The sequence below is a fragment of the Paraburkholderia terricola genome, assembly GCF_003330825.1.
GTDB lineage: Bacteria > Pseudomonadota > Gammaproteobacteria > Burkholderiales > Burkholderiaceae > Paraburkholderia > Paraburkholderia terricola.
In genome coordinates, this window is record NZ_CP024942.1 from 1,619,496 (window position 1) to 1,636,052 (window position 16,557).

Genomic DNA, 16,557 nt, shown 5'->3' on the forward strand with positions numbered 1-16,557 from the left:
TAGTTGCATTCGGCGCGGCTTCCGCCATTGCTCATGTACCGCTACATTGGCTTTGACGATTTGCTCAAGAGGACCCCATGCAAAACACACTTTCACGGAAAACCGTTCTTCTGATCGGCGCTTCCCGCGGCCTTGGATTGGCGATGGTTCAGGAATATTTGAAGCGCGGCTACCGGGTCATCGCCACCGGGCGAGCCGCGTCCACGGAAAGGCTTCGGCATATCGCGGAAGCCTCGGCCGGCGCGCTCGAAGTGGACACCGTCGATATCACGATTCCCGAGCAGGTCGCCGCTTTGCGCGCCCGCCTTGCGAATCGGCGCATCGACGTGCTGTTTGTGAACGCGGGCGTCAAGAACGACGATCGCGAAACGATAGCGGACGTCTCGACGGAAGAATTCATCCGGGTGATGGTAACGAACGCGCTGAGTCCGATGCGCGTGATCGACGCGTTTCAAGACCTTGTTCCGCCGACTGGAACCATCGGCGTGATGTCGTCGGGGCAGGGCAGTATCACCAATGCCGCCAACGCGAATTACGAAGTCTACCGAGGGAGCAAGGCCGCGCTCAATATGTTCATGCGCACCTTCGCGGCTCGCAGCGCCAGCTATTCGCGCAGCCTTCTGATCATGGCGCCGGGATGGGTCCAGACAGACATGGGTGGTCCGACCGCGCGCTTGACCATCGAGGAAAGCATTCCGAACCTGGTCAATACGATCGAGGCTTATGAAGGGCGCTCCGGCTTGCATTATCTCGACTATCTCGGGAGAACCGTTCCATGGTGACGAGCCACATAACGGAAAAGCGTGCGCTGATTGCGGGCCTGTCTTTGCCCGTTGCAATGATGTGCGCCTGTCGCGGTGCTGCTGCTTCTGTTTTCGCTTGCGCGCTTAATGTTTCGTCAGCATCCGCGGTGAGCCACGCGGCACGCTGATAGCGTGGGGTCTTTCCTGGATTCCACGGCTATGACGCGAATCTCCGGCACTGGCGGCTCTCCGCATGGACCCGCTTCCTCCCGCGACGAACAGCGGCCGCAGTCGACGTCCGCCTCGGGTTCTCGCAGGCTCGCGTCCGCCGCGTCGTCCGCTTTACCCGCGAGGCGTGTCGCGCGCGCGCAGGCCGGCGCGTCGCAGCCCGCAACGGCGAACCTGCCGCCGCGCGGACGTGCGCCCGCAAAACGCAGCCGCGACGAAAGCGGGCTCGAAGCCGGGGCGGGCGCGAGCGGTTCGGGGCCCGCTGGCGCGAAGACGCGCCGCCGCATGGGCTGCGACGTGCTGGCCGCGTCGCTCAAGATGCTGGCCGACAATCCGCTGAACGGACTGGCCAAGGTCGCGAAACAACTCGAAGTACCGGCTAATTTCATCGCGCGTTACGTCGGACGCGACGGGCTGAGAAAGGGTCCCGAAGTGTTTCAGGCATTTCCCGACTATCCGGAGTACGCCGCGTCGATCCAGGATTCGTTGCGGCGCATGGGTCGTCCCGAGGACGCCGAAGCGCTCGCGGCCGAACCCGCAACGGAGGGCCGAGGCCGTGAGCGCAAGCAGGTTACCGCGCAAATGGTGTTCGACGCCTTGTCGGCCTCGCAGCGCGACGGCGGCCGCAAACCGGCCGGCACGATGCGCGAATGGGTCACGGTGGAAGGCTGGCAGCAGCGCAATCTCGCCGACCGCCTTGCGAAAACAGCCGACTACCCCGAGTGGCGCGAGCAAATTCAGGCTTGCGCGCGGGCCCTGGGCATCCTGCCCGCCGACCATCAACTGCCCGAACCGGCGGCCAAAGCCCGGCGAGGGTTCGGCGCGGATCAACTGGTCCGCGCGCTGCGTCTCGTGCTGGAACGCAGGCAGGCGGCAGCCGGAGGCGAGCCTCGTCTGCCGGCGTGGAAGCAGCATCTGCGCGACAGTCTCGGCCTCGATACGGACACCGTGTTCAACTGGATCACCTCCGAAGGCCGGTTGCGCCGACCGGCGTCCAGCGTGTCGCAACTGCCGGGCTACGAGCAGGCCAGTGCCCGGATTCGCCAATTGTTGACCGAGCTGGGCCACGCCGACCTCGTCACGGCGCTGCCCGAAGGGGCGGGACAGCGGCAACGCATGTGCGCTTCGAAGATCGTGGAGGGGCTGGCGGCACTGGCCGACAACCCCGGCATATCGATGAAGGCCCTCGAACTGACGCTGGGCATTACCTATACGCAACTGGTCCGTTACCTCGGCATCGACGGCGCTCCGATGCCGCTCGAGCGGATCGCCGATATGCCGGACTACGCGTCCAACGTGGGAGCGCTTCGCGATGGCCTGCTGCGGCTCGGCCGCCCGGAAGTGGCGGCCGCCTTGCCCACGCCGCGAAGAGTCGCCGACGTCGCGAGTTCTTCCGGCATGTCCGCGCACGAACTGCTTAGCGTGGCCGACGCGCGTCTGCACGACGTCGTGGACGTCGCGCGAGCGCTGCGCGCCGAACCCGGCAAGCCGTTGGAGGACATCACGCGCGCGGGCGGCAGCATCAGGCCGCTCGCGCGCATCCTGCTCGACGAACAGGGGATGGTGCGTGAGGTCCCCCATATCGAGCCGATGCTGACGGGCGCCGACGCCGGCACGCGCATGCGTCTTAACCGTCTGCTCGACCGGCTCGCCGCGGCTATCGCGCCTGCCGCCGCGGCGTCCCCGGCCCAGCATGCGCCGATGAAGCCGGTCCTGCTCACGGCCTGGGGCAATGCGCCGGATCGCATGCTGATCGTGGACCGCGAGACCACTCAGCCGACGGCCGGCTCGCGCGCCCGGCTCAGGGGAATCTACGCGGCGAACCCTGGCTTGATCCAGGCACAGCGCAGCTATGAAGGCGAGCGCGTTCCCCAGGTGTTGCGTTGGCTCAGCACGGTACTCAAGCGGAGATTCCCCGAGGGTCATGAGATCCAGTGTTTTTTCCGGCCCGCCACCGGGAGCGGGCCGGGGACGATCGTCGTGTCGTCGAATCTGCGGGACGTCAATGAGCGGCTTCAGGCCTTTCTCCAAAGCGAGGATCTGGAGGTGCTGCTCGACGAAGCAGGCGCGCAGGGTCCCGCGGATCAGACGGATCGCGGATGGCGTCATCGCACGAAGCTCGCGGCCCGTATCAATCCGGCGGCGGACCCGCATCCCACGCCGGAATCCGACGAAGTTTTCGCGGCGATCGCGGCCCGCCATTTCCATGTGCCGTTGCGCGGTGAAGTATTCAACGGCATGTCGGTCAATCTGCACGCCGAGCGGCGCATTCAGAACGAGCTTGGCAAAACGTTTCAGGAGTCGGTCGACCTGAAGCGGCTGGCGGGCACCATGCGGCCTTGCGGCAGTTGCGCGGACGAACTGGGCGCCGCGCCGGAGGTTCATCGCGGGCCTTACTGGATGAACCGCTCCGCTCGGGCCGGCACGTCGAGCGACGAAGCGATGGCGCGTGACGCGCAGGCAGGCGCGGGCACGTCGATCACGCTTGCGCGCAACGGCCGGCTGACCTTCGAACACGACACCGACAGCGATTCGGATGCCGAGCCGGCCGAGTGACTGGCGAGGTTCGTCGCCGCTCGCCGACGTGGCCGAACTGGATGCACGACAGAACCCGCTTGGGGCAAATACATCAAAACAAGCTCGGGACAAACTCAGGACAAGCGCAACCGACAGCGGCATCACCGCCGCGCCGCGCCTTCACGGCCGCGCGGCAACTTCGTCCAGGTGCTCCAGCAAATCGGCGGGATCGTCATAGACGCGCAGCGCGCCGGCGCGCTCCAGTTCATCGGTGCCGTATCCGCCCGACAGCAATCCGACGCCTAGCGCGCGGCACCGCTGGGCGGCGAGCATGTCCCAGATGCTGTCGCCCACCACCACCGCTTGCTCGATCGGTACGCCGAGGCGCGCCGCGGCGGCGATGAACAGGTCCGGGTCCGGCTTCGCGTATTTGACGTCGTCGCGCGTGACGACAACCGCCTTCGCCGGATCGACGCCCAGCGCCTCCAGATTGATCGCCGCGGTTTCCATGCGGCCGCTGGTCGCCACGGCCCACGGCGTGCCGGCCTGCGTCAGCGCGGCGAGCAACTCGCGCGCCCCCGGCAGCGGACACACCTGGGCGCGCAGCCGTTGATAGGCGTCGGCGTGAGCGCGGCGCAGCCGTTCGCCCAGTTCGGCGCTGATTTCGTGGTGCGTTTCCCGCAAGAGCTGGTTGGTGAAGAGGCCGCCGCTCATGCCGATCTTGCGATGAATCCGCCACACGGACAGCGGAATGCCTTCGCTGTCGAGTGCTTCCTTCCAGGCCAGCACGTGCTGATAAACACTATCGACGAGCGTTCCGTCGAGATCGAACAGAAACGATGTCTGAATTCGCATGATGGACTCCGTGGGTAACCGTTTGCGCCAATAATAGTGCAGCATTCCGGCTGAAGCATACAGGCTCCCTTCGGCGACACGTCGCCGCCGGTGTCGATTCGCGCGCGCAGGCTGCGCTGGTTTTCATGCAAGAGGACATCCGTTCATGGACAACGACGCACATGCCTTTAACGGGCTGCGCCCGCGACTGCAAAAGATTGCGTATCGAATGCTGGGGTCGGTCGCCGAGGCCGAGGATATCGTGCAGGACGTCTGGCTGCGTTGGCATGCCGCGGCGCGAGAACATATCGAAAACGCGGAAGCGTGGCTGGTCGCCGTCACCACGCGCATGTCGATCGACCGGCTGCGCGCGGCGAAGATTCAGCGCGAACACTACACGGGCATCTGGTTGCCCGAGCCGCTGTTGACCGACCCCCCGGCTACGCCCGAGGAAGCCACCGAGCGCGCCGACGAGGTCTCCGTGGCTTTTCTCGCGCTGCTCGAGCGGCTGACGCCGGAAGCACGGGCGGCCTTTCTGCTGCGCGAGGTTTTCGACGCCGACTACGACGAAGTCGCGCAAGCCATCGGCAAAACGGAGGCGGCGTGCCGTCAACTGGTGAGCCGTGCCAAGGCGCAACTGCGCGACGAACGTCCGCGTCACATGGTGCCGCGCGAAACGCATCTTCGCCTGTTGCGCATGTTCGCGCAGGCGCTGGAGCGCGGCGAGTTTCCGGCGATCAACGCATTGCTGGCCGAGGACGCGACGCTGTTCGGCGACGGCGGCGGCAAAGTCCAGAGTTTCCCGAAACCGCTGGCGGGCGGCCGGCGCATCGCGCAGCTTTTCTACGCGTCGTCGCGGCGTTATGGCAGCGAACTGAGCGTCAAGCTCGTGGTGCTCAACGGCCAATGGGCGCTGCTGCGCTTTATCGAAGGCCAACTCGAATCGGCACAGTCGTTCGAAACGGACGGCGAGCGCATCGTTCGCATCGACGTGCAGCGCAACCCCGAGAAGCTCGCGCGCATCGCGGCGGTCCACGCCGGCGGCTGAGCGCCGGGTGTCCCGTGAACGCGCGTTTATGTCGATATTGGTGCCTGGCGGACAACACTGTGAGCCCGCCCGCCCGCCTACCGCGATGCCCCGCGGCCACCTACGATGACCTCGTGCGGCTCATCGCCGCTCAGGTCACCCGCCATGCAGGGTGTTCGCTCATCGTCGCCGGGAGAAAATCATGTCGCAGCGCCTCAACTATATTCAGCAATCGCCCGAACTGTTCAAGAAGTTTTTCGAAGTTAGCAATCTGCTCAAAGATTGCGCGATCGAAGAATCGATCCGCGATCTGGTATCGATCCGCGCATCGCAACTCAATGGCTGCGCCTTTTGCCTCGACATGCACGTGAAGGAAGCGCATATCCACGGCGAGCGCGAACTGCGCCTCCATCACATCGCGGCGTGGCGCGAGTCCACGCTTTTCGCACCGCGCGAACGCGCCGCGCTCGCGTGGACGGAAGTGCTGACCAGGCTGCCCGAACACGGCGTGCCCGACGAAGTCTACGAGCGCGTGCGCACCCAGTTTTCCGAAAAGGAACTCTCGGACCTGACGTTCGAAGTGATGGCGATCAACGGCTGGAACCGCGCCAACGTCGCGTTCAGGACGGTGCCGGGTTCGTCCGACAAGCTCCTCGGTCTGGACAAGGCGAATCTCGCCTGAGCGGACGCGCTTCGCCGTCTCCGCCGCTCTTTCCCTGGTTCAGGCCCCCAGGCCCGCATGGGCGGGCCGCGTCGTTCAGGAACAACCATCATGCGAAATTTGAAACATACCGCTCTGGCAGCGCTCGTCGTCGCGGGCTTGTCGATGGGCGTGGCCCGCGCCGAGGCGCCTCACGCCATCGTCACGCCGTTGACGACGCAGCCGCTTGCCGACTATCCCGGCAAGGAAGTCACGATGATCACCGTCGAATATCCGCCGGGTTCCGTGGACCCGGTCCATCGGCATCATGCGCACGCCTTCGTGTACGTGCTGGAAGGGTCGATCGTGATGCAGGTGAAGGGCGGCAAGGAAGTCACGCTGACGCCCGGCCAGACCTTCTATGAAGGTCCGAACGACGTGCACACGGTCGGACGCAACGCAAGCGCGACACAGCCGGCCAAATTCGTCGTCGTGTTGCTCAAGGACAAGGGCGCGCCTATCCTCGTTCCCGAAAAGTGAGCACATCGGCGAGCCGCATTAAAACCGGCGGCGTTTTTCACCGGGTCTGTCACAAACAGTAGCGCTGATACGTCTAGTCGCTATGGACTTCACGACTCGCGCTCCCATGCCAGATCAATCACCACGCCGCCCTCTTGTCGGCGCCGACGACCCGTTCGCAAGCAGCTTCGCGACCAGCTATGCCGGCGTCGTTTCCTTCCTGGCCGTTGCCAACGAAGGCAGCTTCGCCCGCGCGGGCGACCGGCTCGGCATCGGCCGCTCGTCGGTTAGCCGCAACGTGCAGAAACTCGAGGCCCAACTCGACGCGCGCCTTTTTCTGCGCACCACGCGCAGCACGTCGCTGACGCGCGAGGGCGAACTGTTCTACGAGAACTGTCAGCCAGGCATAGCGCGCATCGCACAAGCGCTGGAGGACATGCGCGAACTGCGCAACGGGCCGCCGCGCGGCCATCTGCGGATCGCCTCGACGCCGGGCTTCGGCCGCAAGATCGTCGCGCCGCTGTTGCGGGGCTTTCATGCGGGCTATCCTGAGATCGCGCTGGAATTGTTGCTCAACGATCGGCCCGCCGACTTCACCGCCGATCGCGTCGACGTGTCGTTTCGCGACGGGCGCATGGAAGACAGCGGAATCGTCGCGCGCCAGTTGATTCCGATGCAGATGCTCGTCTGCGCGTCGCCCGCTTATGCACGCGTACACGGCTTGCCGCGGCATATCGACGAACTGGACAAGCATCGTTGCATCAATTTCCGGGCCGCGTCCGGTCGTATCAGGGAATGGGCGTTCAAGGTCGACGGCCTGTCGCAGCGGCGCCAACTCGCCGCGCAGCACACGTTCAACGACCCGGATCTGATCGTGCAAGCGGTGCTGGATGGACTGGGCATCGCGCAGTTGCCCGCGTATCAGGTGTGCGACCTGCTGCGCGACGGACAGTTGCTTAGCTGTCTCGCGCAGCATGCGCCGGACGACGGCGGCCATTACCTCTGCTATCTCAGCCGAAAGCAGCTTCCGGCGCGCGTTCGCGTGTTCATCGACTACATGACGGAACACACGCGAGCGCTCGACTTGCAGTGCCTGACGACGATGGCAATGACAACGGCAACCACAACCACGTTATCGACGGTCGAATGACGGCGCCTCGCCCGCGATGCCTGGATTGATGCGCCCGATGCAACACGGTGCGTGCCTCGGCGGCGCTACCGCATGACGCAATACATGCCTACGATGCTTGATGTACGGATGAGACGCGCGTCGCGGACCATCCGGCAAAGCACCGGCAGGCGCATCGCGTAAGGCGCTGTGAAGCCGGAGTCGACAAGTTGGCGGCGGCGCAAGAGCCGCGCGCAAGCGCATGGAGAAGCATCATGAAGATCGTCGTGATCGGTGGAACCGGGCTCATCGGCAGCAAAGTCGTCAAGAACCTTCGCGCGCGCGGTCATACCGTCGTCGCGGCGTCGCCCGCATCGGGCGTGAACACCATCACTGGCGAAGGGCTAAACGAGGCGTTGACCGGCGCGAATGTGGTGGTCGATCTGGCCAACTCGCCGTCGTTCGAAGATGCCGCCGTGCTCGCATTCTTCGAGACGTCCGGGCGCAATCTGTTTGCGGCGGAACTTGCCGCGGGCGTACAGCACCACGTCGCACTCTCGATCGTCGGCGCGGACAAGCTGCCGCAAAGCGGCTATATGCGCGCCAAGGTCGCTCAGGAAACGCTGGTCCGCGAATCGGGCGTGCCCTATACGATCGTCCGTTCAACCCAGTTCTTCGAATTCCTTGGCGGCATCGCGCAAGCGGGCAGCGAGGGCGAGACCATACGGCTGTCGTCCGCCTTGTTTCAGCCGATCGCATCGGACGACGTGGCCGCGGCCGTCGCGGACTTCGCCGCCGGCGAACCGAACAACGGCATCGCGGAGATCGCCGGCCCGGAACGCGCTCGAATGGCCGACATGGTGCAGCGTTTTCTTTCGGCGACGCACGATTCGCGCAAGGTCGTCGCCGATGCGCACGCCCGGTATTTCGGCGCCGAGTTGCAGGACGACTCGCTCGTGCCAGGCGCCAACCCGCGTCTCGGCAAGCTGAATTTCGACGCGTGGTTCAAAGAGGCGCAAGCCACGCAATAAGCCATGAGCCGACGAGGCGCGCCATGACCACCTTGCGTCCACCGCCGCTGTCGCTGCTAGACAAATATCACGGGCAAGACACGCAAACGCTCTATTCGACCACGGTCACCGTGACGGGCGGCGACGCGGGGCACGGGCGCGCGTCGGGCATCGCCCGTTCCGACGACGGCAATCTCGCCGTCCACTTGCGATTGCCGAGGGCGCTGGGCGGGCCTGGCGGCGGCACCAATCCCGAGCAACTGTTCGCGGCGGGTTACGCCGCCTGCTTTCACGGCGCGCTGAGCTTGCTGGCGGCGCGGGCGGGCATTCCGATTCCCGACGCCTCGGTGGACGTCACCGTCGATTTCGGCCGCGATCCGATGGACGGCCTGTTCATCCTGACCGCGCGCACCCTGATTCGCCTGCCCGGTGTCGAGCGCGCCGTCGCGGAGGAACTGGTGCGCAACACCGAACGCTTTTGCCCTTACACCAAGATGGCGCGCCAGGGAATCGAGAATGTCGTCGCGCTCGCGCAGCCGGACGACGCCGGCCAATCATGACGCCAGCGCCGCTGGAGCGGCTTGGTTCAACGTTCGGGCTTCACCCGAGCGAGGGCAAAGGCCGATGCCGCCGCCGCTTACGCCGCGCATGAACCGAATTCCATCGGGTCTGGACGCGGCTACAATGCGCCTGAGTTCAGTCCTCCTCGTCGCTCGCCGAGGACATAGGACAGTGCGCAACAATGCGTCGAATGGCGTATCGGGTTAACACGCGATGCCTTCACGCGACCGTCCGGGAATAAAAATCACATGCCGGCGGTTGTAGTCACTGTCGGTCACGGATTGCGGTTACTGCGGGAATTCATTTCACAATGGCCGATCCCCTCATCGCGAAGCGCTTCGAAACGCTCGTATTGCCTCATATGAATTCGGCCTTCAACGTCGCGCGATGGCTGACGCATGACGACCAGGACGCTCAGGACGTGGTCCAGGAGGCGTATCTGCGCGCGTTCAGGTTTTTCGGCGGATTCCGCGGCGACGATGCCCGCGCATGGCTGTTGAGCATCGTGCGCAACACCTTCTACACGTGGTATCAGCAGAACCGGGGTCATGCGCCGGACACGCTGGAGTTCGAGGAAGACATGCACAGCCTCGAGGCCGGCACGGCCAACCACGACGACGGCCCCGAAGCCATGCTGATACGCAGCCAGAGTCAGAAGCGCGTGCATCAGGCGTTGCGGGGCTTGCGTCTGGAGTACCGTGAGGTGATCGTGTTGCGGGAGCTGGAAGAATTGTCGTACAAGGAAATCGCCACCATCGTGGGCATCCCGATGGGGACGGTGATGTCTCGCCTCGGGCGCGGCCGTCAGCAACTCGCGGCGCTGCTCGCGCCGACGGACCAGGAGGCGTGATGGATCACGAACAGGCGGTCGAACTGCTGCCCGGCTATCTCGATCAGGAATTGAGCCTCTCGGAGGCGCTCGAATTCGAGCGTCATCTGGCCGGCTGCGAACAGTGTCAACGGGAATGTGAACGTCACCGTCAGGTGAGTGCGCGACTCAGGCAGGCCGACTTGCGCGTCGAGGCGCCGGCGGAACTGGTCAAGCGCGTCAAGGCGTCGTTGCCGGGACGGCCGACGCCGTGGCAAAGGCTGGTTGAGCGTTTCGGTTGGCGCAGTGGCGATGGCGCCGTGCAATGGGCGCCGCTCGGCGCGATGGCGATCAGTCTGATCGCGTTGAGCTGGAGCGCGGGTTTGTATCTTTCGGTGCCCTCGGGCGAGACGCGTTTTACCCAGGAACTCGTGAACAACCATATTCGCTCGCTTCAGTTCGACCACCTCTCCGATGTGATTTCAACCGACCGGCATACCGTCAAGCCGTGGTTCGACGGCAAGCTGGATTTTGCGCCGCCTGTCGTCGATCTGGCGCAGCAAGGGTATCCGCTCGTCGGTGGGCGGCTCGATTATCTGAACGGGCGGCCGGTCGCGGTGATGGTCTATCGCTACAAGCTGCATCCGATCAATCTTTATGTGTGGCCGGGCAACGACGCGGGCGCGGCGCCTCGCGTCTACCAGCAGCGGGGCTATCATCTCGCGCACTGGAGCGCGGCGGGCATGAATTACTGGGCGATTACCGATGCCGGCGACGCGGAACTGAACGGCTTCGTCACCGACTTGCGTGCGCATCCTGCTTCGTAGCCGTTGCATCCGGCGTGCTTCCTGGTCGCGGAATAAAACGAACGAGGCGGCAGTCTACCTCTTGCAAGCAGACAGGAAGTGCCGTTGGATGATCCGGCGGTCAACCTCCTGACTTTCAGCCAGGAGGACATCATGTCGTCAGATTCGCCGTTCGATCCGTCGCGCCGCGGCGCGTTGAAATGCCTCGCCTTCGGTGGCGTGGGCACGCTGTTCGTTTTAGCCGGCGGTGTGCTCACGCCGGTCGAGCTAGCGCTCGCCGCGGACGCGAAGGATTCGCCCGCCGCTTCGGGTGTTCCGCTGTTTCTGCAAATCAGCGACACGCACATAGGCTTCAGGAAGGAAGCGAATCCGGACGTTGCGGGCACGCTCAGGCAGACGATCGACTTCGTCAACGCGATGCCGGTGAAGCCGGCGCTGACGATTCACACCGGCGACATCACGCATCTTTCCAGGCCCGAGGAGTTCGACCTGGCGGCCCAGTTGCTAGCGGGTTTGAATATCACCGAGTTGCATACGGTGCCGGGCGAGCACGATGTCACCGACGGCCCCGGGACCGAATACTTCAAGCGTTTCGGTCAAGCCTCCGACAACAAGGGTTATTACAGCTTCGACCACCAGGGCGTGCACTTCGTCGGTCTCGTCAACGTGATGCATTTCAAGCCTAACGGTCTGGGCGGGCTCGGCGGCGACCAACTCGCCTGGCTGGAAAACGATCTGAAGGGCCGCTCGTCCAGCACACCGGTTGTGGTCTTCGCGCACATGCCGATGTGGACGATCTACGAGCCGTGGGGGTGGGGCACCGGCGATGCCGGCGAGGCGATGAGCCACCTGAAGCGCTTCGGTTCGGTCACGGTGCTGAACGGCCATATTCACCAGATCGTTTCGAAGGTGGAAGGCAATATCACTTTCCATACGGCGCGTTCGACGGCCTTTCCGCAACCCACCGCCGGCAACGGCCCTGGACCCATGCCGCTGACCGTGTCGAGCGATCAGCTTCCCAGGATGCTCGGCGTGACCAGCATCAGGATCACGCGTCATCCGCTCAAGGCCGCGCTCGCCGATACGACGCTCGTCTGATTCCCGATACCTCGCTGACAGGATTCGCTCATGTTCAAGACTATCTTTCGCCGCGCCGCCGTGGCCGTGGCCGTGCCCGGGATTGCGGTGCTCATCGTGGGGCTGGCTTTCGGCTCCACTGTCGCCCAAGCCCAGGACACCGATACGGTGGTCATCAAGAATTTCATGTTTTCGCCGATGTCGATCACGGTCAAGGCCGGGTCGACGGTGACCTGGAAAAATCTCGATGGCGAACCGCATACGGTGGTCAACGATGCCGGCATCTTCCGTTCCGCCGCGCTCGATCAGGACGACACGTATCAGTTCAAGTTCGACAAGCCAGGTGTGTACAAGGTGTTTTGCGGCATACACCCGAATATGAAAGAGACGATCACCGTGCAATAGCGGCGTGTGGTCGAACGGCGCGCGGCTGCCGGCGGCACATCGACGCCGGTAGCCGGGCATAGCGCTCGATCACTGCTTCTCGTACCACGAGTAGGTAGCCAGCGTGCTAACCGGCGTGCCGATCTGCAAGGTGACGTCGCGCAGCGAGGTCAACTCGATGTCGCGCACGTCGCCCATGTAGCGGCGCGAGTCGCCATTGTCGTTGAGGTAGGCGACCACCGTTCCGCTCACGCCCGCCACGTTCGTGCTGGTCAGCGGCTGGCCCCAGATGTCGAAGAACTGGCCGAGCGTGAAGGTCTTGAAAGTGGGCGTTTCGATATGGATGATGCCGGTCTGGTCGTGCGTATGCATCTCATAGTTGCACTGCGACAGGACGCCCACGTTCATGGGCAAGGCGAGCCACTTGCCGTCCTTGAAGATCGCGAGATGAGCATGCACGTGATACAGCGCGCTCATGTTGGGCGCGCAGGTCAGACCGTCCACCGGCGCTCCCGTGCCGCCCGTCGACGTGTTGCCGTTCGGCCAGAAGGCGTCGCCCAACACACCGCCGAAGGCGAGCGTGATCGGCTTCGGATCGATCGGCGGCGGATCGGTCCATGCGTAGGTGGGAATCTGGGTCAACGGCGTGCCGATTTCAATGGTCACTTCGCCATGCGCGGGTAGCACGAGGCCGGCAAGGTCGCCCGTGTATTGCGTGAGGGTGCCGCCATCGTTCACATGGACCGTGACGGGCGAGCCGCTTACTCCGGCAACGTCGGACGTGCCGAGCGTTTCGCCCCAGATCGAGAAGAACTGACCGAGCGTGTACGATGCGCCGCCGCTTGCGTCCATGCGAATCTTGCCGCTCGAATCGTCCGTGTGCAGCGGATACACGCAGCCCGTCTGCGCCGACATGGTCGGCTTGACCACGCCGATGTTGGCCGGCAGCGCGAGCAGGCGGCCGTTCTGATAGATGGACAGATGCGTGTAGGTATAGGCATTGCCGGGCAGGGCGCAGTTGAGTCCGCTCACGCTTTGGCCGAGTCCGCCCGATGAGGTGGACCCCGAAGGCCAGAAGGCGTCGCCGAGCGTCGTGCCGTCGATCGCCGGTGTGGCGGCGGCCAGCTTCGGCTGGCTAGTGTCGGGACTGGATGCGCCTGAGGCGGGAGCGGACGCGCCCGTCATACTGCCCGCGCCGCCGCCGCCGCCACCGCCGCCGCAAGCCGTCAGTATCAGGAAGACGCCGATAGCGAGGAATCGTGAACCCAGCCCTGCCAACATGTCGTACTCCGCCTTGTTGGTTAAAAGAGGAATTCGTACAAGCCGATTTATTCGGAAGCTGGCGCCCCGCGAGTAACGATGGGTTGACCGGGACGACCCACGGTCACGCGTCGCGGACGGCAATCGAATGCCGCCAGAGGGGTCACGCATTCACGCGAAATTGCGTGACACATGCGGGCTTAGCGTAACAGATGCGCTCACGAACCGAACCAACTGAACCACAACGTTTCGCGCCTTTTCATGTCGCATTTACGCGTGTCGGAGGTGGGTTCGCTGCGAGGCGGTGAAATACGATGGGTGTGACTGAACATATGCCCGGCGCGCCTCGATGGCGGCCGGCATTTTCTACTGGCTGGCGTGCGTGGAATATTCCACGGCGCGCAAACGCTCCGCCGACGAAGGCATGCCGGAGCAACGGCTTTGCGCGCGCGTGGCGGCGTGGTGGTCAGTCGGGAATCTCAGGCTCGACCAGTCTTGCCAACTGAACCAGCGACTCCTGCCAGCCGAGATAGCACATCTCCACGGGAATGACCTCGGGCACGCCCTCCTGCACGATGGTCAAGTCGGTGCCGCACGACACCTGCCGCAATGAAACGGTGACCTGCATCTGGCCGGGCAGGTTCGCGTCGTCGAAGCGGTCCGAGTAGCGGATTTTCTCGAACGGCACCAGTTCGAGGTACTCGCCGCCGAACGAGTGGCCGTGGCCGGTGCTGAAGTTACGGAAGGACATCTTGTGCGTGCCGCCCACGCGCGCATCCATGTGATGGACCTGACAGGTGAACCCATAGGGAGGCAGCCACTTCGCTATCGCATCGGGTTCGAGAAAGGCCCGATAGATGCGTTCGGGAGTGGCGCGCAAGACGCGATGCAGATGGATGGTTCCGGTAGTCATGGTGAGATCGCCTTTCACTGGAGAAGTTGGACACACTCCTACGACGATTCATCTACACCGATATCGACATGGATCGAGATCGGGAGAAACCCGCAGGCGCCGCCACGCTACCTCGGCGCTGCGATGCAGCACATGGCATACCGGTCGCGCGGAGCGGACAGCGAACAAGGACGCCGCTGTCCGCGCGCGATCTTACTTGCGCTTGAGCTGCGAGAGATCCCGCACCGCGCCGCGGTCGGCCGAAGTCGCCAGCGCGGCGTAGGCCTGCAACGCCTGCGACACCACGCGCTCACGGTTCAGCGGCAGCCAGGCCTGGTCGCCGCGTGCCTCCATGGCTTGCCGGCGGCGCGCCAATTCCTCGTCCGGCACCGCGAGGTGCATCTTGCGGCTGGGAATGTCGATCTCGATCACATCGCCGTCTTCCACCAGACCGATCGTGCCGCCTTCGGCCGCTTCCGGCGACGCATGCCCGATCACGAGCCCCGACGACCCGCCCGAGAAACGGCCGTCGGTAAACAGCGCGCAGGTCTTGCCCAAGCCCTTGGATTTCAGATACGACGTGGGGTACAGCATCTCCTGCATGCCGGGGCCGCCCTTGGGGCCCTCGTAACGGATCACGACCACGTCGCCCGCCACCACCTTGTCGCCGAGAATGGCTTCGACGGCGTCGTCCTGGCTCTCGAACACGCGCGCGCGTCCGGAGAAAATCCATTGCGATTCGTCGACACCCGCGGTCTTGACGATGCAGCCCTTCTCCGCGAGGTTGCCGTAGAGCACGGCGAGGCCGCCGTCTTTCGAATAGGCGTTCTGCTTGCTGCGGATGCAGCCGCTCTTGCGGTCGGTATCGAGCGACGCGAAGGTGGCTTCCTGGCTGAACGCGACCGTGGTCGGAATGCCGCCCGGCGCCGCGCGGAAAAAGGTCCGCGCTTCGTCGCTCGCGTCGCCGGCGACGTCCCATTTGGCGATGGCGTTGCCCAGCGTGCCGCTATGCACGTTGCCGCACGACAGATCGAGCAGATCCGCGCGTGCGAGTTCGCCGAGAATGCCGAGAATGCCGCCGGCGCGATGCACGTCCTCGATATGGTATTTGTCGGTGGCGGGCGCCGCTTTACACAAGCACGGCACTTTGCGCGAGATGCGGTCGATGTCGGACATCGTGAAATCCACGCCGGCTTCCTGCGCCGCCGCCAGCAGATGCAGCACGGTATTGGTCGAGCCGCCCATCGCCACGTCGAGCGCCATCGCGTTCTCGAAGGCCTGCTTGCTGGCGATGCTGCGCGGCAGCACCGAACTGTCCTCTTCCTGATAGTAGCGGCGGCACAGGTCCACCACCAGGCGGCCGGCCTGTTCGAACAGGCCCTTGCGCCATGCATGCGTGGCGACGATCGTGCCGTTGCCGGGCAGCGCCAGGCCGATCGCTTCGGTCAGGCAGTTCATCGAGTTTGCGGTGAACATGCCCGAGCAGGAGCCGCAGGTGGGGCACGCGCTGCGCTCGACTTCGGCCACTTCGGCGTCGCTGATCCTGGGGTCGGCCGCCTTGATCATCGCGTCGATCAGGTCGATCTTGGCGATCACCTGGCCGTCGGTCGGCGATTTGACCTTGCCCGCTTCCATCGGACCGCCGGAAACGAACACGACGGGAATGTTCAGGCGCATGGCTGCCATCAGCATGCCCGGCGTGATCTTGTCGCAGTTGGAGATGCAGACCATCGCGTCGGCGCAGTGCGCGTTGACCATGTATTCGACCGAGTCGGCGATCAACTCGCGCGAGGGCAGCGAATACAGCATGCCGCCGTGACCCATGGCGATGCCGTCGTCCACTGCGATGGTGTTGAATTCCTTGGCGACGCCGCCGGCCGCTTCGATCTCCTTCGCCACCAGCGCGCCCAGGTCGCGCAGATGCACATGGCCCGGCACGAACTGGGTGAACGAGTTCACCACCGCGATGATGGGCTTGCCGAAATCGCCGTCCTTCATGCCGGTGGCGCGCCACAAGGCGCGGGCGCCGGCCATGTTGCGGCCGTGCGTCGAAGTTCGTGATCGGTAATCAGGCATCCAGGTTCTCGCGTATTGGGGTGATTGGAATGGGTATCGCACTCGACTCAGCCAACGCGCCGTTTTG

Annotated in this window: 16 protein-coding genes; 12 read left to right on the plus strand and 4 right to left on the minus strand. The window is 64.4% G+C overall.

All coding sequences use genetic code 11. From position 1 onward, the window contains the following. Nucleotides 1-77 precede the first annotated feature (77 nt). Together CUJ90_RS25820 and CUJ90_RS25825 are read left to right on the plus strand one after the other, a co-directional pair. Nucleotides 78-782: an SDR family NAD(P)-dependent oxidoreductase gene (locus CUJ90_RS25820; RefSeq protein ID WP_083081481.1), complete on the plus strand. Its 705-nt coding sequence runs from the start codon at nt 78-80 to the stop codon at nt 780-782. A gap of 180 nt (nt 783-962) precedes the next feature. After that, nucleotides 963-3,527, plus strand: a complete 2,565-nt coding sequence (locus CUJ90_RS25825; protein ID WP_083081479.1) for a hypothetical protein — start codon at nt 963-965, stop codon at nt 3,525-3,527. A 141-nt stretch (nt 3,528-3,668) separates the two neighbouring features. Here CUJ90_RS25825 and CUJ90_RS25830 read toward each other — a convergent pair whose 3' ends face one another. Beyond that, nucleotides 3,669-4,343, minus strand: coding sequence for an HAD family hydrolase (locus tag CUJ90_RS25830; RefSeq protein WP_073428920.1), 675 nt, complete (start codon nt 4,341-4,343; stop codon nt 3,669-3,671). A 145-nt stretch (nt 4,344-4,488) separates the two neighbouring features. Between CUJ90_RS25830 and CUJ90_RS25835 the strand changes: the two genes are divergently transcribed. From CUJ90_RS25835 to CUJ90_RS25880, 10 genes are all read left to right on the plus strand, one after another. Next, nucleotides 4,489-5,370 carry an RNA polymerase sigma-70 factor gene (locus CUJ90_RS25835; RefSeq protein ID WP_083081477.1) on the plus strand — a complete coding sequence of 294 codons (882 nt, stop codon included), beginning with the start codon at nt 4,489-4,491 and terminating at the stop codon, nt 5,368-5,370. 181 nt (nt 5,371-5,551) lie between these two features. Further along, the gene (locus tag CUJ90_RS25840) at nt 5,552-6,031 is read left to right on the plus strand and encodes a carboxymuconolactone decarboxylase family protein (protein WP_073428918.1); all 480 of its coding nucleotides are present in this window, start codon (nt 5,552-5,554) and stop codon (nt 6,029-6,031) included. 90 nt (nt 6,032-6,121) lie between these two features. Beyond that, nucleotides 6,122-6,529, plus strand: a complete 408-nt coding sequence (locus CUJ90_RS25845; protein WP_073428917.1) for a cupin domain-containing protein — start codon at nt 6,122-6,124, stop codon at nt 6,527-6,529. 106 nt (nt 6,530-6,635) lie between these two features. Next, nucleotides 6,636-7,658 (plus strand): LysR family transcriptional regulator, encoded by a 1,023-nt coding sequence (locus CUJ90_RS25850; protein WP_073428916.1) that lies wholly within the window; start codon nt 6,636-6,638, stop codon nt 7,656-7,658. Between the two features lie 233 nt (nt 7,659-7,891). Then, a complete protein-coding gene (locus tag CUJ90_RS25855) occupies nt 7,892-8,647 on the plus strand; it encodes an SDR family oxidoreductase (protein WP_114164164.1) in 756 nt (251 codons plus the stop codon). Nucleotides 8,648-8,670: 23 nt separating this feature from the next. After that, nucleotides 8,671-9,186 carry an Ohr family peroxiredoxin gene (locus tag CUJ90_RS25860; protein WP_083081473.1) on the plus strand — a complete coding sequence of 172 codons (516 nt, stop codon included), beginning with the start codon at nt 8,671-8,673 and terminating at the stop codon, nt 9,184-9,186. Between the two features lie 311 nt (nt 9,187-9,497). After that, entirely contained in the window at nt 9,498-10,037 is a 540-nt protein-coding gene (locus tag CUJ90_RS25865; protein WP_073428913.1) for a sigma-70 family RNA polymerase sigma factor, read from the plus strand. Then, entirely contained in the window at nt 10,037-10,822 is a 786-nt protein-coding gene (locus tag CUJ90_RS25870) for an anti-sigma factor family protein (RefSeq protein WP_083081471.1), read from the plus strand. Before CUJ90_RS25865 ends, CUJ90_RS25870 begins: the two co-directional genes overlap by 1 nt. Nucleotides 10,823-10,954: 132 nt before the next feature. Next, nucleotides 10,955-11,899: a metallophosphoesterase family protein gene (locus CUJ90_RS25875; RefSeq protein ID WP_083082980.1), complete on the plus strand. Its 945-nt coding sequence runs from the start codon at nt 10,955-10,957 to the stop codon at nt 11,897-11,899. A gap of 30 nt (nt 11,900-11,929) precedes the next feature. Next, the gene (locus tag CUJ90_RS25880) at nt 11,930-12,283 is read left to right on the plus strand and encodes a cupredoxin domain-containing protein (RefSeq protein WP_083081469.1); all 354 of its coding nucleotides are present in this window, start codon (nt 11,930-11,932) and stop codon (nt 12,281-12,283) included. Between the two features lie 69 nt (nt 12,284-12,352). Here the strand turns inward: CUJ90_RS25880 and CUJ90_RS25885 are convergent, their stop codons facing one another. The 3 genes from CUJ90_RS25885 to ilvD all read right to left on the minus strand — a co-directional run bounded on the left by CUJ90_RS25885 (nt 12,353) and on the right by ilvD (nt 16,490). After that, nucleotides 12,353-13,543: a hypothetical protein gene (locus tag CUJ90_RS25885; RefSeq protein WP_208645258.1), complete on the minus strand. Its 1,191-nt coding sequence runs from the start codon at nt 13,541-13,543 to the stop codon at nt 12,353-12,355. 445 nt (nt 13,544-13,988) lie between these two features. Beyond that, nucleotides 13,989-14,435: an SRPBCC family protein gene (locus CUJ90_RS25895; protein WP_073429001.1), complete on the minus strand. Its 447-nt coding sequence runs from the start codon at nt 14,433-14,435 to the stop codon at nt 13,989-13,991. A 192-nt stretch (nt 14,436-14,627) separates the two neighbouring features. Beyond that, on the minus strand, nt 14,628-16,490 hold the full coding sequence (gene ilvD, locus CUJ90_RS25900; RefSeq protein WP_073428910.1) for a dihydroxy-acid dehydratase: 1,863 nt from the start codon (nt 16,488-16,490) through the stop codon (nt 14,628-14,630). Nucleotides 16,491-16,557 lie beyond the last annotated feature (67 nt).